The organism is Sphingobacterium sp. UBA7625 (assembly GCF_002484085.1).
GTDB classification, from domain to species: Bacteria; Bacteroidota; Bacteroidia; order Sphingobacteriales; family Sphingobacteriaceae; genus Sphingobacterium; species Sphingobacterium athyrii.
Genome location: NZ_DLJD01000028.1, coordinates 265,605 through 290,611 on the forward strand (window position 1 = coordinate 265,605; position 25,007 = coordinate 290,611).

Annotated in this window: 22 protein-coding genes; 8 read left to right on the plus strand and 14 right to left on the minus strand. The window is 45.1% G+C overall.

Going from position 1 to position 25,007, the window contains the following annotated elements; genetic code table 11:
* Nucleotides 1–118 precede the first annotated feature (118 nt).
* From B4G94_RS12810 to B4G94_RS12830, 5 genes are all read left to right on the plus strand, one after another.
* On the plus strand, nt 119–565 hold the full coding sequence (locus B4G94_RS12810) for an Hsp20/alpha crystallin family protein (RefSeq protein ID WP_165308526.1): 447 nt from the start codon (nt 119–121) through the stop codon (nt 563–565).
* A gap of 76 nt (nt 566–641) precedes the next feature.
* Nucleotides 642–932, plus strand: a complete 291-nt coding sequence (locus B4G94_RS12815; protein ID WP_165308527.1) for a hypothetical protein — start codon at nt 642–644, stop codon at nt 930–932.
* A gap of 211 nt (nt 933–1,143) precedes the next feature.
* A complete protein-coding gene (locus B4G94_RS12820) occupies nt 1,144–1,998 on the plus strand; it encodes an NEW3 domain-containing protein (protein WP_286859314.1) in 855 nt (284 codons plus the stop codon).
* Nucleotides 1,999–2,022: 24 nt separating this feature from the next.
* Nucleotides 2,023–3,021, plus strand: coding sequence for an ABC transporter ATP-binding protein (locus tag B4G94_RS12825; protein WP_165308529.1), 999 nt, complete (start codon nt 2,023–2,025; stop codon nt 3,019–3,021).
* A complete protein-coding gene (locus B4G94_RS12830; RefSeq protein ID WP_286859315.1) occupies nt 2,984–3,976 on the plus strand; it encodes an ABC transporter permease in 993 nt (330 codons plus the stop codon). Before B4G94_RS12825 ends, B4G94_RS12830 begins: the two co-directional genes overlap by 38 nt.
* Before the next feature lie 94 nt (nt 3,977–4,070).
* On the opposite strand, the gene B4G94_RS12835 is transcribed toward B4G94_RS12830, so the two are convergent.
* The 7 genes from B4G94_RS12835 to B4G94_RS12865 all read right to left on the minus strand — a co-directional run bounded on the left by B4G94_RS12835 (nt 4,071) and on the right by B4G94_RS12865 (nt 12,774).
* Entirely contained in the window at nt 4,071–7,166 is a 3,096-nt protein-coding gene (locus tag B4G94_RS12835) for an efflux RND transporter permease subunit (RefSeq protein WP_286859317.1), read from the minus strand.
* Nucleotide 7,167: 1 nt separating this feature from the next.
* Entirely contained in the window at nt 7,168–8,274 is a 1,107-nt protein-coding gene (locus tag B4G94_RS12840; RefSeq protein ID WP_286859319.1) for an efflux RND transporter periplasmic adaptor subunit, read from the minus strand.
* On the minus strand, nt 8,271–9,545 hold the full coding sequence (locus tag B4G94_RS12845; protein WP_286859320.1) for a TolC family protein: 1,275 nt from the start codon (nt 9,543–9,545) through the stop codon (nt 8,271–8,273). The genes B4G94_RS12840 and B4G94_RS12845 overlap by 4 nt, the downstream gene beginning before the upstream one ends.
* Nucleotides 9,546–9,635: 90 nt before the next feature.
* Nucleotides 9,636–10,982 (minus strand): sensor histidine kinase, encoded by a 1,347-nt coding sequence (locus B4G94_RS12850; RefSeq protein WP_286859323.1) that lies wholly within the window; start codon nt 10,980–10,982, stop codon nt 9,636–9,638.
* 2 nt (nt 10,983–10,984) lie between these two features.
* Nucleotides 10,985–11,665, minus strand: a complete 681-nt coding sequence (locus tag B4G94_RS12855; protein ID WP_108635612.1) for a response regulator transcription factor — start codon at nt 11,663–11,665, stop codon at nt 10,985–10,987.
* A 204-nt stretch (nt 11,666–11,869) separates the two neighbouring features.
* Complete coding sequence (locus B4G94_RS12860; RefSeq protein WP_349681868.1) at nt 11,870–12,304, minus strand: DinB family protein; 435 nt, start codon at nt 12,302–12,304, stop codon at nt 11,870–11,872.
* Between the two features lie 71 nt (nt 12,305–12,375).
* The gene (locus tag B4G94_RS12865; RefSeq protein WP_286859328.1) at nt 12,376–12,774 is read right to left on the minus strand and encodes a DoxX family protein; all 399 of its coding nucleotides are present in this window, start codon (nt 12,772–12,774) and stop codon (nt 12,376–12,378) included.
* Nucleotides 12,775–12,989: 215 nt separating this feature from the next.
* On the opposite strand from B4G94_RS12865, the gene B4G94_RS12870 reads away from it, so the two are divergent.
* The gene (locus tag B4G94_RS12870) at nt 12,990–13,454 is read left to right on the plus strand and encodes a PepSY-like domain-containing protein (protein ID WP_286859330.1); all 465 of its coding nucleotides are present in this window, start codon (nt 12,990–12,992) and stop codon (nt 13,452–13,454) included.
* A 64-nt stretch (nt 13,455–13,518) separates the two neighbouring features.
* Here B4G94_RS12870 and B4G94_RS12875 read toward each other — a convergent pair whose 3' ends face one another.
* The 5 genes from B4G94_RS12875 to B4G94_RS12895 all read right to left on the minus strand — a co-directional run bounded on the left by B4G94_RS12875 (nt 13,519) and on the right by B4G94_RS12895 (nt 20,497).
* On the minus strand, nt 13,519–14,958 hold the full coding sequence (locus tag B4G94_RS12875; RefSeq protein WP_286859333.1) for a TolC family protein: 1,440 nt from the start codon (nt 14,956–14,958) through the stop codon (nt 13,519–13,521).
* Complete coding sequence (locus tag B4G94_RS12880) at nt 14,951–18,112, minus strand: efflux RND transporter permease subunit (protein WP_108635605.1); 3,162 nt, start codon at nt 18,110–18,112, stop codon at nt 14,951–14,953. The genes B4G94_RS12875 and B4G94_RS12880 overlap by 8 nt, the downstream gene beginning before the upstream one ends.
* Before the next feature lie 15 nt (nt 18,113–18,127).
* Nucleotides 18,128–19,207, minus strand: coding sequence for an efflux RND transporter periplasmic adaptor subunit (locus tag B4G94_RS12885; protein ID WP_286859338.1), 1,080 nt, complete (start codon nt 19,205–19,207; stop codon nt 18,128–18,130).
* A gap of 108 nt (nt 19,208–19,315) precedes the next feature.
* Complete coding sequence (locus B4G94_RS12890; RefSeq protein ID WP_286859341.1) at nt 19,316–19,738, minus strand: hypothetical protein; 423 nt, start codon at nt 19,736–19,738, stop codon at nt 19,316–19,318.
* 222 nt (nt 19,739–19,960) lie between these two features.
* A complete protein-coding gene (locus B4G94_RS12895; protein ID WP_286859343.1) occupies nt 19,961–20,497 on the minus strand; it encodes a hypothetical protein in 537 nt (178 codons plus the stop codon).
* Between the two features lie 400 nt (nt 20,498–20,897).
* Here B4G94_RS12895 and B4G94_RS12900 point away from each other — a divergent pair, with 400 nt between their 5' ends.
* Together B4G94_RS12900 and B4G94_RS12905 are read left to right on the plus strand one after the other, a co-directional pair.
* The gene (locus B4G94_RS12900; protein ID WP_286859345.1) at nt 20,898–21,953 is read left to right on the plus strand and encodes a leucine-rich repeat domain-containing protein; all 1,056 of its coding nucleotides are present in this window, start codon (nt 20,898–20,900) and stop codon (nt 21,951–21,953) included.
* 71 nt (nt 21,954–22,024) lie between these two features.
* Nucleotides 22,025–22,762, plus strand: coding sequence for a hypothetical protein (locus B4G94_RS12905; RefSeq protein ID WP_286859348.1), 738 nt, complete (start codon nt 22,025–22,027; stop codon nt 22,760–22,762).
* 452 nt (nt 22,763–23,214) lie between these two features.
* Here B4G94_RS12905 and B4G94_RS12910 read toward each other — a convergent pair whose 3' ends face one another.
* Both B4G94_RS12910 and B4G94_RS12915 read right to left on the minus strand, forming a co-directional pair.
* Nucleotides 23,215–23,928, minus strand: coding sequence for a LytR/AlgR family response regulator transcription factor (locus B4G94_RS12910; RefSeq protein WP_286859350.1), 714 nt, complete (start codon nt 23,926–23,928; stop codon nt 23,215–23,217).
* 6 nt (nt 23,929–23,934) lie between these two features.
* Entirely contained in the window at nt 23,935–25,005 is a 1,071-nt protein-coding gene (locus B4G94_RS12915; RefSeq protein ID WP_286859353.1) for a sensor histidine kinase, read from the minus strand.
* Nucleotides 25,006–25,007: the final 2 nt, after the last annotated feature.

The window sequence follows — 25,007 nt, forward strand, 5'->3', positions numbered from 1 at the left end:
AGTTTTGGTGCAAAAATTTCAGTTTTTTAAGCTCGGTATTTTTTTTGTGGATTATTTAATACAGTCGGCCGGCTGGCAAATTTAAATTATTGTTATACTTCATTAAAAGGAGGTTACTATGAAACTTGCAAAAAGAAACTGGAACAATTTTTCACTTTTTTCGCCCATGTTTGATAATTTTAACCGTGAGCTTTTAAATTGGGACAACAAAAATTACTCATCAACAAGTACCACGGTTCCTGCGGTCAACATCAAGGAAAACGGAGATACTTTTGAAGTTGAGGTCGCTGCCCCGGGCATGGCCAAAGATGATTTTAAGGTGACGCTCGATGGCAACCTATTGACCATATCCTCGGCTAAGGAGGAACAAAATGAGGAACATAAGGAAAACTACACACGCCGGGAGTTCAGTTATCAATCTTTCCAGCGTAGCTTTGAGCTTCAGAAGGATGTAGTCGACCAGGATAATATCCGGGCATGCTATGAAAATGGCATGCTGCGATTGACAATACCTAAAAAAGAAGAGGCCAAGCAGAAAGAACCACGACTGATCGAAATATCCTAAAGATCCAAATAGCAACTTTAACTTGGTTAGCCTCCACTGGAGGCTAACCTATTTTTCAGTCTTTAATACAAAGATTATGAAAACATCGAATTATTATATTGAATTACAGATGTACTGCCACGGACGTTATATCACTATCGCCAGTTTCGACCAGAACAGCTGCGAAAAGATTATTCAGGAATTATTTGATGAATTACTTGGTGACCATGAGGCCTCGGACATCCGGCGATTGCGCATCAATCTTCTCCTGAACGACACAGAGGTTCCGAAGACACAATTACGATCAATACACTGCACACTGGATGAATTGGCAGAAAACACCAAGATTATTATTAAGAAGACCTTCCGGTCAGTAAATTTCGACTGACGGCAGTCCACTCTGGCATTTAGCACAAATTATCGGCTTACAGTTCATTTAAGCACATTTTTTTTACAATTGTTTTTTTCTTTCACCCTTGATTTTTATCAAATTGATTTTTAATTTGGGAGCGGTTTTTTCAAAAAGGTACCTGATACCCCAAACCGACATTTTTTAAAAGCTAATATTCTATTTAAATATAAATTTTAGTTATTGGATCATGTTAACAAAATTACTAATTACAAACACAGACCGACATTTTTCTTTCAGGCCATTTTTTATCGCACTTATTGTGCTGGCAAACAGCCTTTATCTATCGGGGCAAACCGTGAAACCGCTCAAATCCAGTTTTGAAGCGAGGTTGATCAATATTGAGGCCCCTAGCAATGAACCTTTTCGTTATACCACGACTCTGACCAATGGATCTGCTCAATTGGTCAACTACAACTTGAATGCACAGCTACCCGACGGATGGCAGATTAGCTACCGCGTAGAAGGGTCGCAAGTGACTTCCCTGCAGATGCAGCCCAATAAAGTACAGGAAATCAGCATTGAAATCAGTTGTCCCATCACTGCTAAGCCCGATAAATATAAAATCCCCATAAAAGCCATATCTTCAAAAGATACGCTACAACTCGATCTGGAAGCAGTCGTCAAGGGCTCTTATGCACTTGAGCTGACCACACCAAGTGGAAGACTCAGCGACGAAGTCGTATCCGGCAGCAGCAAGGAAATTCTGCTTAAAGTCAAAAACACAGGTACTCTTCCGCTCAATACACTGGAACTGACGTCCCAATTACCCAGCAGATGGGAGGCAAGCTTCGATCCCTCGACTATCAAACAGCTCGAAGCAGGTAAATCTATCGACGTCAAAGTCAACCTAAAAGTTCCCGACAAGACTATCGCCGGTGACTATGCGGCCAAATTCGAGATCAAGTCATCCAACAGCAACGCCGACATCTCATTCCGTATGATCGTCAAGACCTCTTTGCTTTCCGGCTGGATCGGCATGCTTGTCATCGTATTGGCAATTGGCTTGGTGTATTATCTAATCCGCAAATACGGCCGCAGATAAGGGCGCGACAAAAAGACTATCATTATGAAGGATCCTATCATTCAATTGACAGGCCTGACCAAAAACTACGGTAAAGTAACCGCCGTAGACAAGTTGGACCTGCATATTTATCGCGGAGAGATCTTTGGCCTACTTGGTCCCAATGGCGCCGGAAAGACAACCAGTATTCTCATGATGCTGGGCCTGACCGAACCTACGGCCGGTACAGCCCATGTCTGTGGCCATAATGCCACGCGCAATCCTATCGCAGTGAAACGCAAAGTTGGCTACCTTCCCGACAATGTAGGTTTTTACCCGGACATGACAGCGTTGGAAAACCTATGTTTCATTGCCCAATTAAATGGACTTACAGAATCCTATGCACAAGCTGCCGCTAAAGACATGTTGCATGTCGTGGGACTCGAACGGGAGATGCATAAAAAAACGGGTGCTTTTTCCCGCGGGATGAAACAACGTCTGGGCTTGGCCGAAGTGCTGATCAAGGCTCCCGAGGTTGCCATTCTTGACGAGCCTACGCTGGGCATTGATCCCAAGGGCGTTGATGAATTCCTGGAACTCATCAAGAAGCTCAGCAGGGAGCATAACCTTACAGTACTGCTTTCTTCACACCACCTCCACCAGGTACAGCGAGTATGCGATCGGGTAGGCATTTTCGTTGGCGGTAAGTTACTGGTCGAAGGATCTATTGAAAGCCTGGCCCAAAACCTGCAACAGCAAAAAGGAGTCAGCACAGTCATTACTCTTGAACAGCCCCCAGGCGATAGCGCAAAAATTGAGCAAGCGCTCCATGTGCTGCCTGGAATTCGCAAACTTGCTATCACAGGACATTCGATCGAGTTGATAACCGACAACGATGCCACCGCGGCCGCCGTACGCATTCTGGTCAACAATGGTGCTGATATTGTTTCCGTAAACCGCAATGACTACCAGCTCGACGATATTTATAATACATATTTTGAGAACAGCATAACAACAAATACTGTCTATGAAAAATCCAACGGTTTCTTCAAAAGATATCAATAACCGACCATCCGTTCCGATGCAGGTGCTGGTCCGCAAAGAAATCGCGGCACATATCCGCAGCTGGCGTTTTATTATTCTGATCCTGCTCATCGTACTGACCTTCGGAGCATCCCTGTATGTTTCTTCCATGGGGCTCAAGGACGCTGTCAGCAATATGCGTGATCCCGATCAGTCATTTCTATATCTAAAGCTCCTGACCACAACGGATAATTCCATTCCGCCGTTTCATGTTTTTTTAAACTTTCTAGCACCATTATTGGGCATAGCTCTTGGTTTTGACGCTGTAAATGCAGAATATAACAATGGGACACTCACCCGTTTGCTAGCACAACCAATTTACCGCGACAATCTATTGTTCGCCAAATTTCTGGCACCACTGGTCGTTGTGGGTACATTATTTGTCGCGTTGGTCCTGTTGATGATCGGTGGCGGACTCATTGGTACCGGTGTGCGGATAGAACCCCAGGAATTGCTGCGTATTTTGGGTTTCACTCTAATCAGTGTGCTATATGTTGCTTTCTGGCTGAGCCTGTCCATCCTGTTGTCGATCCGCTTTCGTCAGCCGGCCACTTCAGCACTCACCGCAATCGGCATCTGGCTATTTTTTACTGTATTCTTTCCTATCCTGGTAAATTTGGCCATTCGACCATTTTTACCCAATCCCAATTACATCTCCGAACAGGAATATCTTGGTTACAATGAATTGATCTTAAACCTGCTTCGCTTATCACCAAGCCAGCTCTATACCGATGCCACGACCACCCTGCTGATGCCTTCGGTACGCAGCCTTGGCCCTATCGCCATGGAACAGATGGTCGGCGCCATCCCTTCACCACTCTCCTTTCGCGAAAGTTTTCTGATGGTCTGGCCCCAGATCAGTGGACTCACCGCCGCCATGATGGTCTGCTTTGCCTGGTCCTATTACATTTTTATGCGAAGGGAAATAAGGAGCTGATCGCATCGCATTAATATACTAAAACAACAAAGGCTGCACTGTCCGATCGGATAGGCAGCCTTTATCAAGTATATAATGAATAAAAAATGGGTGCTTAATCTCTATTTTCTCTTTTGTAAGCGTAGTAGAAGACAATCGGGAGAATGGAAAACGAAAGAATCATACAGATAATCAAACCGCCGACAATCATAATGGCCAAGGGTTTCTGGATTTCAGATCCCATGCCATTGGACAGGGCAGCTGGGAGTAAACCCATCGCTCCCATGAGTGCAATCATTAAGATCGGCCGGATCCGGCTTTTTACGGCTTCATAAATAGCAGGTTTCAAGCCCATCTTGTGCAGCAGGTTTTCCTTCATGACGCCTATTAAGACAATTCCGTCGATCGTTGCCACGCCAAAGAGAATAATAAAACCGATACCGGCCGAGATCCCAAATGTCGTCCCCGTCATCCATAGGGATACAAAACCACCGATAAATGCAAAGGCAAGCGTCAGGGAGGAGATCAGCGTATCTTTAAGATTGCCAAAATTGGCGTAGAGCAAGAGCAAGATCAATAGCAGGGAAACCGGCACCACATTCATCAGCTGTTTGGTGGCCCTTTCCTTGCTTTCAAACTCACCAGCCCAGACAACCTTGTAAGACTTGGGCAATTTAATGTCAGCCGCGATCTGTTTTTTCGCATCCGCGATGGTACTGCCCAGATCCCTGCCTTCAATATTAAATCCAACACCTATATAGCGCGAATTCCCATCGCGGTAGATAAAGGCCGGTCCCGTATGATAGTCTATAGTTGCGATTTCCCGCAGCGGCACCTTCTGATCGTTCATCGTCGGAATAATGATGTTTCCGATCTTTTCGGGGCTGTCCCGGTACTGTTTCTGAAAGCGCAGGCGTACATCAAAGATGCGCTCATTGTCGTAAAAATGCGTCACGGACTGTCCTCCGATGGTCATCTCGATGACCGACTGCACATCTCTGGTCGACACCCCATACTTCGCCATCTTGGAGTCGTGCAGCTGAATCCGCAGTTCGGGCAGACCAATATTTTTAAATACATTCACATCCGTGATACCTGCAACCTTCTTGAGCGATTCAGCAAACTTATTGGCCTTGTTCTCCAGATCCTGCAAGTTCTCACCAAAAATCTTGATCACCAGCGGACTTTTCACGCCGGCCACATATTCCTCCACATTGTCCTGAATCGGCTGGCTAAAACCAAAATTGATTCCCGGAAAAGTCTGCAGGCTATCGCGCATCTGCCCGATCAGTTTCTCTTTCGATATTTTCCGCTTCCACTCCCCCTCCGGTTTCAGTTCAATGTTAAATTCGATATTAAAAAACCCCGTCGGATCCGTTCCGTCATTAGGTCTACCCGTCTGCGTCATAATAAAATCAATCTCATCAAACTGCTTGATCAATTTGGTTTTCATTGTTTTCGTCAACTTGACCGATTCCTCCAGGTTGACACTATTGGGCAATGTCGCACGGACATAAATGGCCCCCTCATTAAGCTTGGGCAGGAATTCCGAACCGTAATGGCTAAAGCGCACCATACAAACAACTAGCACCAGTCCAAAAAGCGCCAAGGTCCATTTTGGATGATCAAAAGCTTTTTTGAACCCACTAAAAATTACCTTTCGGCTGACCCTAGTTATTTTATTATCATCCTCTTTGATATTCGTCTTCAGCAGATACTTACACATTGCAGGCACATAGGTCAGACTCAGGACCAGGGAGCCCAGCAGGGCATAGCCGAGGGTAAAGGCCAATGGCGAAAACATCTTTCCTTCCACCTTTTGAAAAGAGAAAATCGGTGTCAGTGCGACAATCAGTATCAGTAAGGCAAAAAAGATATACCCCGCCACCGAACCCGCACTTTTTTTAATGATGCCCAGTTTGGATACCTTGTTGAAACGGGCCGTCCCCAGCCGGTGCGCCTCCTTTTCCAGGGAGACAAAAACCGTCTCCACGATCACCAGCGTGCCCTCGAGCAATAGGCCAAAGTCCAGTGCCCCCATGGAAATCAGATTCGCCGGCAAACCCTGTATTTTCAATAGAATAATCGCAAACAAGAAGGCCAATGGAATCACCGAGGCCACAATAAAGGTCGTCTTCCAGTTGTTCAAAAAGATAAAGACAATGATCGAAACCAGGATAACGCCCTCAATCAGGTTTTTCGACACCGTATGTACCGTATTATTCACCAATTTTGTGCGGTCAATCACCGGTTCGATCTTGACATTTTCAGGTAAGATACGGCCGTTCAGTTCCTCAATTTTTTCTTTCAGGCGTGTCACTACGGCCGATGGATTTTCACCCCGGAGCATAATGACAATGCCCTGTACCAGATCATCCTCCTGATTGAGCCCTACCTGTCCCAGCCGCGGTTTGGCACCCAGTTCGATCTCAGCCACATGCTTGACCAGGATGGGCGTATTACCCACCACTTTGATCAAAATATTGCCAATATCTTCTATTTTATCCAGCAAGCCCACACCACGTACCACATAGGCCTGATTTCCTTTTTGTATCACATCGCCACCCACATTGATATTTGAACGCGATACCGCCTCATATACATCCAAGGGCGAAAGGTTGTAGTTGGCCAGTTCCGTTGGATTGATCTTTATTTCATAGATCTTTTCTTCACCGCCGAAGCTCACGACATCCGCTACGCCCGGCACCCCGACGAGCTCCCGTTCGATCACCCAGTCCTGAATGGCAGATACCTCCTTGATCGGCAGGTTGCTCTTGACCACATAGCGGAAGATTTCTCCCGTGGCACCCGACGGTGGTTCGATGGAGCTCTCCGCTCCTTCCGGCAGCTCAATGGAACGCATCTTGTTGCCGGCATATTGCTGCGCATAGAAGTCTTCCACACCATCCTCAAACTGGACCGTGACGACAGAGAGCCCAAACAGTGAGATCGACCGTACATCCGTCTTTTTCGGGATGGTGTTCATTTCCTTGGTGACGGGCAGCGTGACGAATTTCTCGATTTCTTCGGCACTACGTCCCGGCCATTGCGTGATGATCCGGACACGGGTATTGGTCACGTCCGGGAATGCTTCGATCGGTGTATGGAGGTAAGCGTAAATTCCGCCGAACAATAAAGCCAGCGTAAAAAACAGCACCACCAGGGAATGTTTCAGTGAAAATGAAACGATATTTTGTACAACTTTCTTCATCCTATCTGTTCATCAATTCATCAAATACAATCAATTCATTTTCTGTCAATACGCGATCCCCCTCTTCCAGACCCGTTTCGACGAAAGCATAGGTTTCGTTTTCCGATACGACATCGACAGCTTTCAAGGATAAATCACAGTCACTTTTGTAGATCACGACATAATTCTGGTTGTTATGCAGGATCACCGCATCTTTGGGGATCGCCAGCAAGTTTTGTTTCTGCCCTGCGGATCCTTTCTCCACCAATACGTCCACACTCATGCCCGGTTTGAGCCTCAGATCCTTATTGAGCAGCTTGACACGCGCTTTGACCACCCGTTCTTCGGGATCAAAAAAGTTGGCCACCTGATCGATATAACCTTCAAAATATTCCCCTTTATAGGCCAGTGTTGTGATCCTGACATGCGCCCCATTTTTGACAAAGGGTAAGTTATTTGCGTAAATATTGACAGTCACCCAGACCTCATTCAGGTTGCTGATTGACATTAGATCCGTATCGTCGCCCACCGTCATGCCCGGACTCACCTTTTTGTCAATGATATACCCCGCTTTGGGCGCACGGATATAAAAAATGCCATTTTCGGCCGATCCGTTCAACAGCTTCATATTTGCCTTTACGTTCCGGATCCCGATCTCCACCGATTTCAGTTCGCTCTCCATTTCCTCCAGCTCACGTTGGGAAGCCATCCCGTCTTTCAGCATGCTGCGTAAACTATTCACTTTACTTTCCGTCAGACGTCGGCTATTTTCCAGTTCGCGGAGTTCCTTGCCCAGATCATTGACCGAAGTCCCTTTGAGTGCGATCAGCACCTGCCCTTTCTCCACATAATCACCCACGTTTACAGCGACGGACTGCACCATACCCTGAATCGGACTCTTCAATGCCGCAAGTTCATCCTGGTTGTATTGAATTGCGCCATTTAAGGCAATCTGTTCGGACACATCCCGCTTTTGGATCGAATCAATTTTAATATGGTTTTTGAAATCATCACTGAGGCAAAAGTTTTTTGTCCCCACAATCTGCTGTTCCTCCTTTTGCGATGACTGACAGCCCAACAGGAGACAAATAGACAAAAGCGTCCATGGCATTAAAACATTTCCTTTCATTGGACGATATCCTTTCCGACTAAATAGCTCAGTTCTTCGCCATACTGAAGATATTTTGCCTTTCGTTCCAATATTGATTCTTTGTTTTCCATATAATTATTGATAAAATCTATAAACTCAACGATCGTCAGTCTGCGTTCCTGAAAATTTCGGACGTAGCGTTCCAGGGCTATAGCCAATCTACCGTCAAATCCATTATCTGTAGCCTTCAGGCTAGATTCCAGGTTACTAAGACGTGCCGAAAGAAAATCAATCTCACGTTCGATATCGATTCGGGACTGCTCGATTTCGACCTTGTTTTTTTCCAGTTCCAGCTTGGCGATCTTGATATTCCCCTGGTTTCTATTAAACAGGGGCAGATCCATGGACAGGCCCAGACCGATAAAATCACGCATAATATTGCCGCCCCGATCATAATTCACCGAAACATCGAGGTTGGGCACACGTTCGGCTTTCTCTATTTCCAGCTGGGCCTGACCTTTCTTAAATTCATTGTGGATGATTTTATAATCACCACGATTATCCAGGGCCATGACTTTCCATTCGTTTTGTTTATTCGCAATAAAGGCCGGATTGCCTATGGTATCCACAATGGAAAGCGCCTTTCCTTTCGCCCCCAGATAACGTGCGACATCGTTCATTTTTTCAATTCTCTCCTGCTGGATTTCATTCAGTTTATTCTCAAAAGCAATGGACTCGCTCTGGATGCGGAGATAATCCATTTCGCTGACGTTGCCTTCCTTCCACTGGTTCCGGTAAGACTGCGCCAATTGATGAAAGATTCCAACCTGATTGGCGTAGAGGCGCTCCTTTTCCTGCAGCACCTGCAGCTCCAGGCATTGACTGCGAAGGTCATATTTCAGATTCCGGAGCAATTCCTCAAACTGAAGTTGTGCATTCTCCTTTTCAAGGAGTTGCAGCTGTACCCGTTTTTTTCTTTTGCCGGCCAGTTCAATCGTCTGCTCCAATTCCACGGCCACCTGTTGGTACCGTCCGTAGTTCCCGATCAATGCCGGCATTTCCTCGCTGGAAGAGTTTTTCCAGAGATTGACCTCGCCGATGGAGATCTTGGGGTTGGGCCACAGCTTAGCCTGCAAGATCGCTGCGTCAGCCTGCTTTAGCTGAAAACGCTGTGCCATCAGGGCCAGGTTGTGTGTTAAGAAGACTTGTTCTATTTCCGATTTTTGCAAACGGTTTTCGGGCATTTCCTGTGCAGATAGCCTGCTATTCAGGCCAAGAAGAATAAGTAATGCAATGCGTATTTTTCTCACTCTATTTTGTATTTCCACAAAACTAAGCGACAGGGATTACAGGCAACTTTAAGGTAAATTAAAGTTTGATTAGAAGAGATTAGAGAAAGATTAGAATTTTGGAAACAGCAGCGATACCGTTGTCCCTCGTTCATCGGAACGGATAGCAAAGTCTACGCCCTGGTCTTTAAAAACGATCTGCGCAAAAGAAAGACCGATGCCGCTGCCCTTGACTTTGCCGACATTTGTTGCGCGGTAAAAGGTCTGCTTCACCGCCTCCAGTTCCGCCTGCGGAATTCCGATACCCTGATCAATGATCTCCAGGGACAAACGCTCATCGACTGTTGTCATGCGCACCAGCACTTCCTGACCATTGGCGTATTTAAGCGCGTTTTCGATCAGATTGGAGATCGACAATGCCAGGAGCATGCGATTGCCCCGAAAATTAAAATAATGCGGTTCATCCACCTGTAGCTCAATTTTCAGGGGTACGGAAAATGTGCGCTTAAACTTAGGCACCAGGTCCCATACCACCTCATCTATGCGAAAGACCTCCATGGAGCGCGTCAGGGCCCGGTCTTCCGTCAGCAACAGAAAATTACCGATAAGCTGGTTCAGAAAATTGACGTGTTCGGTAATTGTTGCTGCCAGCTCCTGATACTCCGCCTGACTGCGGGATTTCGTCCCAAAAACCTCCATCGATCCCAGAATACCGGCAAGAGGTGTACGGAACTCATGGGAGACGTAACTCACAAAATTCTTTCGGATGATCATGTTTTCACTGATCCGTCGCAGGAGCGCATTGTAGCTTTCGATCAGGTCCTGCAGCTCATCCTTCGTCCTGATGACCGTGAGCGGCTCCTGGATGGTATTTAAATCCTTATGCCGGATTTCCTGGATGACATTCCGAATGGGCAGATAAGCATATTTGCTCAGCCAGACCGACAGCAGGACGATACTGATCAGGGCAACCAGAAAAACAAGCACAAGAATAAAAAGCAGGCGGTTCAACTGATGGCTGAAATCCGCATTTGACTCCTTGACAAACACAAAAAAATCACCCTGATTATCCGGATAATATAGACCGAAATAAAAGCTATCCTCCGTTTTAAAATAAACTTTTTTTTGTGATTTCAGCTGCGTCAGCAAGCTTTTATTGATTTGACTATCCGATTTCAAGCCACCGTAGCTTACCCGGCCCTCGGCATTATAGACCGCTACCATGGCCCGCTTGACCAGACTTTCGTATTGATTTTTAGACTCCAGGTGTTTCAAAGGACTCTGTTCATCCGCTTCCAGGTAGTAGATCCCGGCAATCTTTGCATTTTTTTCCAGCGAACTGATCAGATGGCGTTCCGAAGAATTATAGAATATCCAATAGATGACCAGTGTGGCAAGTCCAAAAATGATCGTGAAGACCAATGAAGAAAAAAGTGTCAATCTGATCTTGAGGTTCATCGTCAGTCTGTTTTGAGCATGTAACCAACCCCTTTGACCGTCTTGATAATGGATGTATCAGTTCCATCATCCACCTTACCCCGCAGATAAGAGACGTACACATCCACGACATTTGTATTATTGTCAAAATCAATTCCCCAGACCGCCTGCAAGATAGCGGTACGCGAAAGTGTTTTATTGCGGTTTTCGATCAGATACTTAAGGAGCTTAAATTCTTTGGGGGACAGATCCACATTTGCACCGCCTTTATAGACTTCATAACGATCCAGGTCTACTTTGAGGTCACGAATTTCGATGCAGGTGTCATTAACTATATTTTTATAACTGTCCCGGCGCACCAGGGCTTTGATGCGGCTGACGAGCTCCTTAAACGAAAAAGGTTTGACCAGATAATCGTCGGCACCACTTTCCAGGGCATCGACTTTATCTTCAATTTCACCCAGCGCGCTTAAGATCAGAATCGGAATATAGTTTTTGCGGTAGCGCAGCATTTTTGTAAACTGGATCCCATCGATTCCCGGCAGCATAATATCCAATACCACGATATCCAGGGATTCGGCATGGACCCATTCCCGCGCCGCCTCCGCGGATTCCGCCAAAATGACCCGATGGCCCAATTCTTCCAGCCCTTTCACCACAAAGCTACTGATACGACGATCGTCCTCTACCAAAAGTATCTGCATAAACGGAGTTTATCTTTATATGGGGTTATAAAAATCATATATTTCCCAATGGAATCTTACAAGTATACGAAATTAAGAATTAATCCCTTGCAGTCCACAGCTCTCCACTCCCTCTATGGATGCCCTTATCCAGCTCTCGACTCCCCATACACCGATGGAGCCACTGTTTATCAACACCTGCCAGAAACAGCATTCGGCACGCCCCTATTTTACGCAGCGGACAGTGACTAATAGCTGTCCAACATGGCGCTGTGCATGTTCTGCCGCATGAAACAAGAGACCGATCAGGGTCGTTGGAATGCGTTTTCTTCCCAAAAAACGTTGTTCTGTCAGGGTTGCGGGGTCAATTTCAGATAAGCGCTGCAAGACCTGCTCAATCTGCAGCTGTAAGTTTTCGACTAAAGTAGCTACGTTAAGCTCCATATCCACGACACCCTCCTGCTGGAGGTAATCGAATTGTTCGGCGGAGAGCGATTTATCCGCAGCATAGGTAAACATGCGGTCGATCACACCGCGGATATGCAGCAAGTGAAATCCAATGCTGGCATTTCCACAGGGACGAGCCCAGAGCTGCTCAGATGACAGCTGCGCAGTATATTTCACAATATCCTCTTCTGCCTGCAGCAGCGCATGAGCCACCGGCTGCAAAAGATCGGGAATCCCTGCAATCGGTCCCCGTATCCAAACTTCTACGTTTTCCATACCTGATTCTATAAGCTATTTTGTTTGCTCGTACTCTTTAACGCCCAGGCAACCAATACTGGCTGGAAAAATAAACGGGCAAGGCGCTTCCCATCGCTGTCCAGTCCGAAACCATCCCGATGTTCAGTATATTGCGCGATATTGCCCGGAAACACCGCAACAAAAAAAGCCGCCGCAATTTTACCCACGGCAGCACGCTGTTTACCCCTGGCCAATAGCAGCGCCGTGCCCAGGGCAATTTCAGCAAAACCGGAATAGACCACCGTATCGTCTTTAGAAATCGGTACCCAATCCGGTACCTGCGCCTGAAATTCCTTTCGGGCAAAAGTGAGGTGACCAATTCCCGCGACCACCAAAAATGCACCTAAGCCACAGCGCGCGATCTTTTTAAAACAAGATTTTTCCATAACTTTTTTATTAGAAGACAGTACAGGGCGAAAATAGTTTGATAGGACAAATAAGATTTCAAAAATAACCCCGATTAGCCCCTTCTTTCCCAAATGTTTCCAGAATCTATCTGAAACTTTACCCTATAGCATTTTCTGTTTCCAGACTTAAGACAGCCTGGACGACAAAAAACAAGTCAACAACAGATGTAATAGAACTTAGTAAAATAGCAAATATGAAGAAATTAACCTGGTTAGCCGCTGTCCTAATGACAGGCAGCGCATTGACATTTATGGCATGTGACAAAGACGATCCGATTGAAACAACAACAAGCTATGCCGAATTGCCGCAGGCAGGTAAAACGATGATTGAAACTCATTTTGGAGTAAACACAGTAGCCAGCGTTACGCGAAAAAACAATGCCGATACAGACGGTAGCCTCTATGAAGTCAGATTGACCAGCGGCATCGAGATCGACCTCGACAAAGATGGCAACTGGACCGATATCGACGGAAATAATCAAAAACTACCCGACGCATTAATTCCTTCACCCATATTGAACTATGTCACCAAGCAATACCCTGCCCCCCTATTTATTGAAGGGATTGACAAAGAACCCTATGGTTACCAAATCGACTTGTCCAATGAGCTGGATTTAAAATTTAATACCGAGGGAGCTTTCATCGGTCTTGATGATTAAATGAAACTACAAAAAGGGACTTACCATACGATAAGTCCCTAACAAGTAAAAAACAAAAATTATATTATTGACGATCCCATCCGCCACCTAAGGATCGGTATATGGCGACACTTGCTTTGAGCTGGTTGGCTTTCTTTTCCACCAGTTCAAATTTGGATTCCAAGGCATCGCGCTGTGTCAGCAACACCTCCATATAATCCGCCCGCGCATATTTAAACAGGTCATTGGAGATGTCTATGGATTCTTTGAGCGCATCCACCTCCTTGGTCTTGATTGCCAGCCCATTCTCCAGGTTTTTAATTTTGGAAAGCTGGTTGGCCACTTCGATGTAAGCCCCCAGTATGGTTTGCTCATAATGATATACCGCCTGCACCTGTCTTGCGTTGGCATTATAATACGCCGCTTTGATCGCCCTCTTGTTGATCAGGGGAGCAGTCAGTTCGCCGACGAGTGAGGTCAGAAAAGACTCCGGCTTGATGAGGTAAGTCGGATCAAAAGCCTGCAAGCCCACACCAGCAGCAATATCCAGGGAAGGATAAAAACGTGCCTTCGCCGATTTGATATCCAGTTTGGAAGCCGCCAGTTCATATTCCGCCTGTTTGATATCCGGCCTATTTTCCAGCAGATCAGCAGGGATACCCGTGTATACAGTCTGCGGAACAAGCTTATCAAACGCTTCGTGATCCCGTTGTACCGGCTGCGGAAACCGTCCCACCAGGTAGTTGATCCTATTTTCCGTTTCCGTTATCTGCTGCTGGATATCATACTGCATGCCCTGAGTCTTTAGGATCTGCGCCTCAAATCTTTTGATGGCAAGTTTATTGGAACGGGCATTCTTTTTCAGGTCATTGACGACCGTAAGTGCGTCATTTTGGATCTTCACATTCTCATTGATGACCAGCAGCTCATTATCCAGGGCCAGGAGCTCATAATACGCATCCGCAATTTCGGAGATCAGGTGCGTCACCATAAAGTTTTTCCCTTCTACGCTGGCAAAATAGCGTTGCAGCTGTGCTTTGGTCGCATTGTGCAGTTTGCCCCAGATATCCGTTTCCCATTTTGCCTGTACACCGACGCCAAAATCAAACAGCGGCTCAGGCATTTCCCGTCCCGGTTCGATTTCCGTATTTTTCTCCATCGCGCCAATATTGGTATAGCGGCTCACTTTGTCCACACCGGCACCGACCTTTACCCCCACACTGGGTAAATATTCCCCCTTTTTGGCACTGACTTCATTTTTGGCCATCTCGATTTCCTGGAGTATAATATGGAGCTCCTGATTGTTGGCCAGTGCCAGACCAATCAGCTCCTGTAGATGCGGATCATTGAAATAACTGTTCCATCTGATTTTTCCGGTATTGACAGAGTCATTTTCAGCTACCCCATATTTCTCCGGCACTGTTCTGTTTTCGGCACGCTGTTGTATTTCCAGGGGTTTGCAGGCTGCAAAACCGAGCAAGAAAAGTGCGATACCCGTATATTGATATATTCTGTTCTTATTCATAGTGTATCATGTCTTCGCTTAAAGGTGAATCGTCTTCGGCCTGGATCATTTTTCTTCCGTCAGCCAATTTTGCAAAAATGTAATAGAGTCCGGGAATGACGATAACGCCAAAGACTGTTCCGACGAGCATACCGCCCAGGGCAGAAGCACCGATGGTATGGTTCCCGATGGCTCCGGCCCCACTCGCAAAGACCAGCGGTACGAGTCCGGCTATAAAAGCAAATGAAGTCATCAGAATCGGTCTGAACCGTGCCCGTGAGCCCTCGATGGCTGCTTCCAGTATCGTGTCTCCGGCCTGACGGCGTTTGACGGCGAATTCAACGATCAGTACGGCATTTTTACCCAATAAACCAATGATCATGATCAAACCGACCTGGGCATAAATGTCGTTTTCCAGTCCCATGGCCTTCAATAGGAAGAAAGAGCCAAATACACCGACAGGAAGCGACAGCAATACCGCAAACGGAATAATAAAACTCTCGTATTGTGCGGCCAACACCAGGTAGACAAAAACCAATACGACCAAAAAGACATAGATCGCCTCATTTCCCCGTTGTGCCTCATCATAAGACAGTCCCTCCCAGGCCACTTTGTAGCCATGCGGCAAGGAAGCAAGGGCAGTCTCGTTGATCGCCTGAATGGCATCGGCCGTGGTATACCCATTGGCCGGCAGCCCGCGGATCGCAGCCGAGTTGTACATATTATAACGCGTGATCTCATTGGGGCCCTGCGTTTTTTTCAAGGTCATGAAGGCCGAATAAGGCACCATCTGATCATGGTCATTTTTGACATAGAGGTTCAAGATATCCGAAGGCAGCCTTCTGAATTCAGGTGATGACTGCACATACACTTTGAAAAATTGGCCAAAGCGGATAAAGCCCTGTTCGTAGGTACTACCGATCAGGATATTGAGGTTGTCCATGGCCTTACCAATGGAGACCCCTTTTTGCATGGCGGCATTATTGTCAAACACCAATTCATATTGCGGGTAATTGGCAGCAAAAAAGGTGAACACACCTGTCAGCTCCTTGCGTTTTTTAAGTTCAGCAATAAAAGCTTTGTTGACCTTATCAAAATCCTGGTAGTCTGTGGTTCTATTCAAATCGAGTAAGCGCATGGAGAAACCACCTGAGGAACCGAAACCTGGAACAGCCGGCGGTTCGAAAAACTCCACGGTTGCACCCAGATTTTTAGATTTTTCTTCCAGTTCCTCCATGATCTCTTTCACCGAATGTTCCCGTTCGCTCCAAGTCTTCAGGTTGATCAGACAAGTTCCGGCATTCGAACCCCGGCCTTCGGTCATGATCTCATAACCGGCGAGGGAAGAGACCGACTCCACGCCGTCCACCCCCTGACAGATCTTCTGCAACTCGCGGGAAAGTTTATTGGTCTGTTCGAGTGTCGATCCCGGTGGCGTCTGAATAATGGCATAGATCGTCCCCTGATCCTCACTCGGTATAAAACCGCCCGGAAGCGTTCGGTTGATCAGGAACGTGCCCACACAAAACGCAATCAATATTCCCCAGGTGATGATCCTACGGCTGGCGATTTTTCGGAGAAAAGAAGCGTAAGAGCCGGTCACCCGATCGAAGGTACGGTTAAAGGTATCGAGCGCTTTGGTAAATAGATTTGATTTTTTAGGTTTTCCATGGTTATTTTTCAAGAGCATGGCTGCAAGCACCGGTGTGAGTGTCAGCGCCACCACGGCCGATATCACAATGGAACTCGCCATGGTAATTGAAAACTGACGGTAGAACGTCCCCACCGGGCCTGTCATAAAAGAAATCGGAATAAATACCGCCACCATGACCGCCGTAATGGCGATGATCGCACCTGCAATTTCAGCCATCACTTCCTTGACGGCACTGTAAGGTGAGATCGCACTCTCCTCCATCTTGGCATGCACGGCTTCGATCACGACAATGGCATTGTCCACCACAATTCCGATCGCCAGAACGAGTGCAAACAGCGTGACCAAGTTGATCGACATGCCGAACCACTGGATGACAAAGAATGTACCTATTAACGACACCGGCACCGCAATAATCGGGATCAGGGTAGAGCGCCAGTCGCCAAGAAAAATAAACACCACAATGGCTACCAAAATAAAGGCATCGCGCAGGGTATGCATTACCTGTTCGATTGAAGCATCCAAAAACTGCGATACATCATAGCTGATCTTATAGTCTATGCCTGGCGGGAAATTGCCCTTCATCTCTGCCAGCTTCGCTTTGACATCTTTGATGACATCATTGGCATTGCTACCATAATTCTGTTTGAGCACAATGGAAGCCGAAGGATGTCCGTCCAGATTGGAGTAGATATCAAAAAATTCACTGCCCAATTCGACTTTGCCGACATCTTTGAGTTTGATATTCTCCCCTTCCGAATTCGCGCGAACAATAATGTTTTCGTACTCTTCGGGTTGATTGTACTGTCCTTTATAGGTCAATACATACTCCAGGGATTGGGCGGCGATACCCGAGCTCTGTCCCAATCGACCCGGCCGGCCGATGATACTTTGCTCTCCGATCGCTTTCATTACCTCATCCACCGATAAGTTGTAGGCCCGCATGCGGTCGGGATTTAACCAGATCCGCATGGCATAACGACGGCTACCCAAGATCTGGGATTTGGCGATCCCATGGATCCGGTTGATTTCAGGAATGATATTAACCGTGGCGTAGTTGTACAGAAACTTTTCGTCCATGCTTTTGCTGGTACTGTACAGGTTAACATACATCAACATACTGGGCTGGATCGGATTGACGATCACCCCCTCCTTTTGCACCAGTTCAGGCAGGAGGGGCATCACCTGATCCACCCTGGTTTTGACCAGCACCACCGCATCGTTGGGATCCGTTCCCGGATCAAAGATCACGTTGACGGTCGCCTCCCCGGCACTGGTTGCGTCCGTGGCGATGTAACGCATGCCCTGCACCCCATTGATGGCATTTTCTAAGGTAATCAGCGAAGATTTGACAAGTACATCCGCACTGGCGCCCGGATAGGCAATGGAAACCGCCACCGTGGTCGGTGCGATCTTCGGAAATTGTTCGGTAGGAAGCTGCTTGATCGCCAGTCCCCCGATAAATAGGATGACAACCGATATGACAATAGCAAATACCGGTCGATGAATTACTTTTTTAAACATAGTGCTGCGTTTTAATTACTCTGCATATAAATCCAGGTTTGACATGACCTTCTCCGGGGTCTGGTACCTCGCTTCAATGGTCTGATTTTCCTGTACCATGCGAAGACCGTTCAGCAGAATCTTTTCGTCCTTGTTCAGTCCCGAAGAGACAACGTAGATATGGGGCAGTTCGGCAGCAACCTTTATTTCCCTTGCTTTTACTTTATTATCTTTTGTGACGACATATACATATTTCTTTTCAAGCTCCTCAAATGTGGCTTTCTGCGGGATCATCATCGCATTCACATAAGGAGAGGTAATGACGATATTTCCCGTCTCCCCAAAGCGTAATAACCCCTTTGAATTTGGGAACGTGGCCCGATAGGCAATATTTCCGGTTTCATTATTGAAGTCCGATTCGATCGTTTCAACAATACCTTCCTGACCAAATTCCTTGCCGTTGGCCATGTTCAGGCGGACATGCATGGGGCTGTTGTCCTTCTTGGCTTCCATCTGATTGAGGTATTCCACTTCCGGCACATTGAAGTATACCCACATTTTGCTGTTGTCGGAGAGTTCGGTGATCAATTCCCCCTCGTCCACCAGGCTTCCTTTGCGCACATGTAGTTTACCGACGATACCCGAGAATGGGGCTGCGATATCCGTAAATTTGAGGTGGGTGTTCATCGACGCCAGTTCGGCCTTAGCTTTCTCATATTTTGCTTTGGCCATCTCAGTTTCCTGGGGCGCAACGATATCTTTTTCAGAGAGATTTTTGGTATTTTGATATTCGATTTCGGCATATTTGACCTCTGCTTTTGCGCGGTTGACATCGGACTCATAGAGGTTGGGCATAATTTTAAAGAGCGGCTGCCCTTTTTGTACAAACTGTCCTTCATCCACAAATATGGACTGGATGTAGCCCTTTTCCTGCGCACGCAGTTCAATATGGTTGATTGAGCGGATCTGGGCAACATAATCTTTATTGACAATGGTGTCTTTCACCAGTGGTGTTGTCACGTTGAAAACTGCGGCTTCCTTCTTTTCCTTTTTTTCAGACTGACAGCTCGTTGATAGCACAATAAAACACAGGCTGATATACATGAAGCTTTTCATGATCGTATATTTTTATAATAATTTTTGAAAAATTTGAACAATAGTGTGACCAGCTTCCAAAATAAATGAAAGCCATTTTGATATTCTTTTAAAAAAATTAGTTAAAAATCACAGCCTGAAGACACTGTAATGGATATAAAGGGCGTTTTTTAGTGGGCTGAGGTTTTGCGCATTGGCAAGCGAAACTGCGGTGCACGTATTGTGAAAAGCGGGATGGATATAGGCGCTCAGATTTCCAAAACCCTCTTTGGCAAGCGCAAATAAATTAGTGGTATCCGAATCACTTCCTGTCTCGTCGTTTTCACCATCTTTCTCCGCGACAAAAGCTCTGAGTTTTTCATGGCGGTGGTGTTCACCTTTACGGATGACATCTACATCCTGTGCCTCAGTTTTTACCTGTCTGTTGTAATGTTCGACTGCATTCCGCTTAGCTGATGCAGGCTCATTTGACGCTGATGCATAATACCAGCCCAAACTGACAAGTATTGCACACAGAACGCTGAATAGATATTGATGGAATCTTCCTTGCATCGTTAAAGCAAATGTAATTAAACTTTAAAAAGGATGCAAGGAATTTGAATATAGAAGTTTTAAAGATTACAGGTTATTGTTACAAAGTATTTAAAATTAACCCATTAAAATTAAAATAATGATATTTAAATAGATCTAACGCGCTGATTCAGACACAATAAACAAAAGTCTGCTTGTATTTATGCCGCTACATAACAATCGAAACGCCTTTGGGAATACACATCAATCCTGCCCATTTCCGTAAAGGGCTTCTGAAAGAACCTGTAAGTAGCTATCCGCTTCTTCAAAACGTTTGAGTTCGATCTCATAAGATGCTGTCACAGGCTCAAGTGATGCTTCGCCTCCCTTAAAATCGACGTAAGCCATCACTGTATCACCGCCCCACATCCAGTCAAAGATCAATGCAAAACCGCTCTCGGTATAGCTGCCCAGTTGTTTAAAAAGAGCCAGCATTGGCAGTATTTCGTGATAGTTTTCGCTGAAATGGAGTGCTGCAAAAGTCCAGCGCTGATTTGTGTCATCGTATTGTTCCATAGCTCCGTAAGATGCTGTTCTGAGCAAATCATCCAAGACATCACGGATACACTGTTTTGAATAGGTAGGAATGGTTTCCAAGGCTAATTTATTATACATCTGGCGGCTTTCCCACCATTGCAACCAATTCTTATCAATGGCTGCCTGCATTGGTCTCGCTGCGAAAAAAGCGTTTAATCTTTCTCTTTCAATTTGAATGCTGATATAGAGCGTATCCAGTTCCATACATGTATTTAGATTATTCCATTACTATAAAAGTATTGCATAAATTATGATAAGCTTTATACTTAAAATAAGCAAATACCGAACTCCAAATGAAAATAATGAAAATCAAGATATTTAACAACAATGTCCAAAAAAATTAGTCTATCAGCTGACGCTTCGGATATAGACATCATTCGATCAAATAGATCAATGGCTGAACAAAGACCAGTGACCTATTTGATCGAAAGGTGCAATGAGATGAGCATCGATAATAGAAATGCCAAGGATTAAAGTTCCGCGGTCAAAGTCGACTATGGCTTCAAAGTCGACGAATCGTAAATCAGGCAGGACAGATATAAATCAGTAAAAAAATATTCGATCTTAATATGCACATTTGCATGTAAACAACGTCGATTCAAACATGAAAAAATATATTATCGTATTCAGTCTTTCGCTACTCACGTTAACTGTCGCTGCGCAGAAAAGAAGAAAAAAGCAGGTACCCCCACCAAAGGAGTTTATCCCTGTCGTTAAACCAGACTATATTACCAACGGTTCGGCCGCAGATGCCCTCTCTGTGCCGATGCCCACAACCAGCTCTGTTCCTATCCTTTACACAATCGCCCCCGTTCCTATCCATGCCACAACCATCGAAGGAAAAGAAATCCGTTTCAAGAATATCGAAGAACTGACGACGACAGACTTATCGAAACTGAAAGAACTGTCATTTCAATCGGTGGGTAGCGGCAAGTCTATCGACAGCGGCATTTTGCAGCAAATTATTGAACGTGCTACGCAACTGGAAATACTAGGTATTGACAATTTCGAGTTAGCTGTTTTTCCTGAAATCAAGACAGCTCATCATCACCTAAAGAAACTGGCACTACGACAAAACAAGCTAACATCACTGCCAGCAAGCATTTCCAATCTTACCGCGTTAACAGCTTTCGACTGTGACAACCCTCTTGCCGAACTGCCGCCATCATTCACACAACTCAAAAACTTAGAAGAACTTGGACTGTACAACCACCTATTTACAGCCTTTCCAGCAGAAATCTTTAGCCTGAGCCAACTTTCCATATTATATCTATCGGGCAATTACAAAAGTGAAACGAAACTGAAGGAACTACCTGACCTGTTTCAGCAACTGCCGGAACTAAAAGAGCTGGGTATACAAAATGCAGAACTTTCTTCATTGCCCAGATCTATCGCGACATTAAAAAAATTGGATCACGCAAATCTTTCCAACAATCAATTTAAGTCGTTTCCCGAAGTACTTGCTACAAATCCCAAGCTGGTCTATGTTCCCTTTGACGATAATCCCCTGCAATGGGAGCCATTCCTGGCCTCTATCAAAAAAATACAATGGCGAGGACTGTTCTTCCTGTACGAAACAGGATTTACCAAAAAACAGTACGAACAGCTCCAGAAGATCCTGAGCAAAATCGATGTGTATTACGACGGCATGAATGACTAAGATTTAGCGCCTCTTTGGGCAGTCTGGCCGCAAGTCAAACAGCCAATAATCTAATATGATGATCAATAGCGATGAATAACTCAAACGAAAGTTATCTAAAAGAGACAAGGAAATTGTACGACAAAATTACGTACAAATTTCTGATGCCAGTGCTATATATTGTATTCCTGTGCGTCAGTCCGCCACCTGTTCTTATCTTTACGATAGTCTTATCCCCGCTGCTGTTTATACTATTTTTTAACCGTAAACTCTTCAGTAAGAAGTTCGCTATTTTTTCGTTTGTGATCTATTTGACCGGATCAACTATCTATTCCTGCTTACCGTGGTTTCAATACCGGAGCTTTCTTTTTTTTCATCCCAGCTGGACGGAAGCAGAGGGCAGAATTATTGATTATAAAATCCGCTGGACGCCAACGACAAAGCACTCCGCAGCTTCATCTACCGCATCCATTACCTACACGTACAGGGTCGGGGACAAAGAGCAGCGAGTTTACGCTTCGGAGGCAACCCGCCGTTACTCCAATAACTTATGGAATACAGACTGCGATATCGAAGGCCATAATTTAGCACTGGACAAGCAGATAAAGGAGTACATCAACGCTAAAAATTATAAAATACTGATCAATAGAACAGATGATTCCAGACTATTTATTCCTTTGGATTATTTTAGCTTTTGGGTCGCTCTCCCCCTTCAAATTATCCTCATGCTTCTAAAAATCATCGTAGCATTGGCCATTATTATTTCGCTGCCTTATATCTATGCATATGTACTTGAGCGGATAAAGGAAAATCAGCGAAGGAAATATTGATGCCTCCGGTTGATCCCAACACGACTATCTAAGTCTAATTTTCTACCGATTCAAAAACTTAGCATATTTTCCTATATTTATGCGATGCTCCAAGAGCTCCTGTTATGTCAATTTCTTAATACATATGAAATCGCTATCACTGCTTTCGCGCAGAAAAAAGAAAAAGCAAATACCGCCACCTAAAGTTGAGGTTACAGCCGAACCGCCAAAAGTACGGTAAGTTCCGACGATAGAAACTGTTTCCGAAGCTACCGGCTTTGCTGCTCCAGTATCAGCAGGCAGTGTCTCCTATATTAAAGGGAGTACGACCGACGGAATGAATGATTAACTAAACGTAAAAATACGACCGCCACAAAGTTTCAGAAAGCCATTGATCATTTTGATATTATTACCTGAAGGGATCAGGACAATCGTCATCGGATGGTTGACCAGAGCATTACCGCTTCAGCCAATCAACTACGATTTAAGATTGAGGCCAGGACTTCTTCCTTTAGATTTCGGGCTATCGGAATTTTATAATCCGCAATGTGCAATTGATTTCCTTCTATAATCGTTATTCTACTCTTGTTGACAAGATAAGATCGGTGACAGGATATAAAATTCTGTGCTGGCAACGTTGTCATCATCTGTTGGAGCGTACAATAGGTAATTTCTCGGGAATGAGCAGTCTGCACGATCACATAGTTACCCATGCTCTGAACAAATAGGATATCTTGCAGAAAAATTTTCTTTAATTGTTTATCCACCTTGAGAAAGATATGCCCTTCTTGAAAATTTGTCGGCATGCCAGTCGGTAAACCAGCTGAATTGAGCACATCAAATGCCCGATTGGCCGCCTTAAAGAACCGGTCAAAGGGGACTGGCTTTAACAGATAATCGACAATCTCCAGCTCATATCCGCGTAGCGCATACTTTTCATAAGCAGACACCACGATAATCTTGGGTGGGTTGTGCAGGCTCGCAATATAATCCAGTCCTGAAATTTCGGGCATTTCGATATCAAGAAAAATAAGATCAATGGGATGCGAACGAAGGTACTGACTCAATTCGATAGCATCCTCGCACTCAACGACGAGTTTCAAAAAGTCTATTTTCTCTATATAAGATGCGATTCCCCTCCGCGCAAAGGGCTCATCATCAATTATTGCACATCTGATCTCCATCATATACGTTTAAATATCTATCATTAATTCAGCCGAAAAATGCGCTATGTCAGCCTTTGTATTCAGGCTGTGGCTCTGCGGATACACCAATGCCAACCTTTTTTTCAAATTGGACAGGCCTGCTCCTGATCCAGCGATTTCTGCTCTAGGAACTGCTGGTTTAACCGCATTGCATTGGGATAAACTATTCGAAATACTAAAGTATATTTTCTCACCTTGGCGTTTTAGACAAATATTTATCTCATATTGACCACGCACATATTTAAATGCATTTTCTATCAGTGGCTGAAACAGTAAGGGAAAAATTTTAACTCCCGTCCAATCCTCGTCAATGTCTGTACTGACAGTCAGTCTTTCAGTCAATCGCTGCTGCTGAAATGCTATATAAGATTTTAAAAATGCAAGTTCCTGTTCCATGGATACCTTTTCATCCACATTGTAGATCTGGTAGCGCAATAGTTCCGAAAGCTGTTCTACACTTTTTTTTGCCAACGTATTCGATTCATCAATCTGAAAATATACCGTGTTAAGTGCATTAAAAAGAAAATGCGGATGATATTGGCTCTTCAGCAATTGCAATTCGGTATTCAATTTATCTGCTTTGATCTTTTCAACATAGATGCGATTGTTTGCCATATCCCTAGCTATATGCTCGTTCCGCAACAACATATAGTAGAGCAGAAACAATGGAATATAAATAGCATTCACCAACATATAATCTATATATCCATCACCCATGTAGATCCAGCCAAAATGTTCGGCAACAAATACTGTAGGGTTAAATATCACAACGATTTGAACGATGGCAATCATATACTCCAGTGGTACATTGGGCACCATGGTAGACATAGTACCAAAGATCTTATCAAGCCTCTGCCGCCACAAAACTGTAATCACATAACAAAATATGACAGAGATCAGAAGTCCGACAGAATGGATCTTAATCCCGCCTGACCAAAATTCATCTTTCTTAGTTAAATCGGTCACGACACGCAAAATATTGAACGAAGCGATTCCCCAGAGCGCCGGACCGAGATAAAGCATGGGGTTTACCCTTAGTTTTGAAATGCTAGCTATCATGG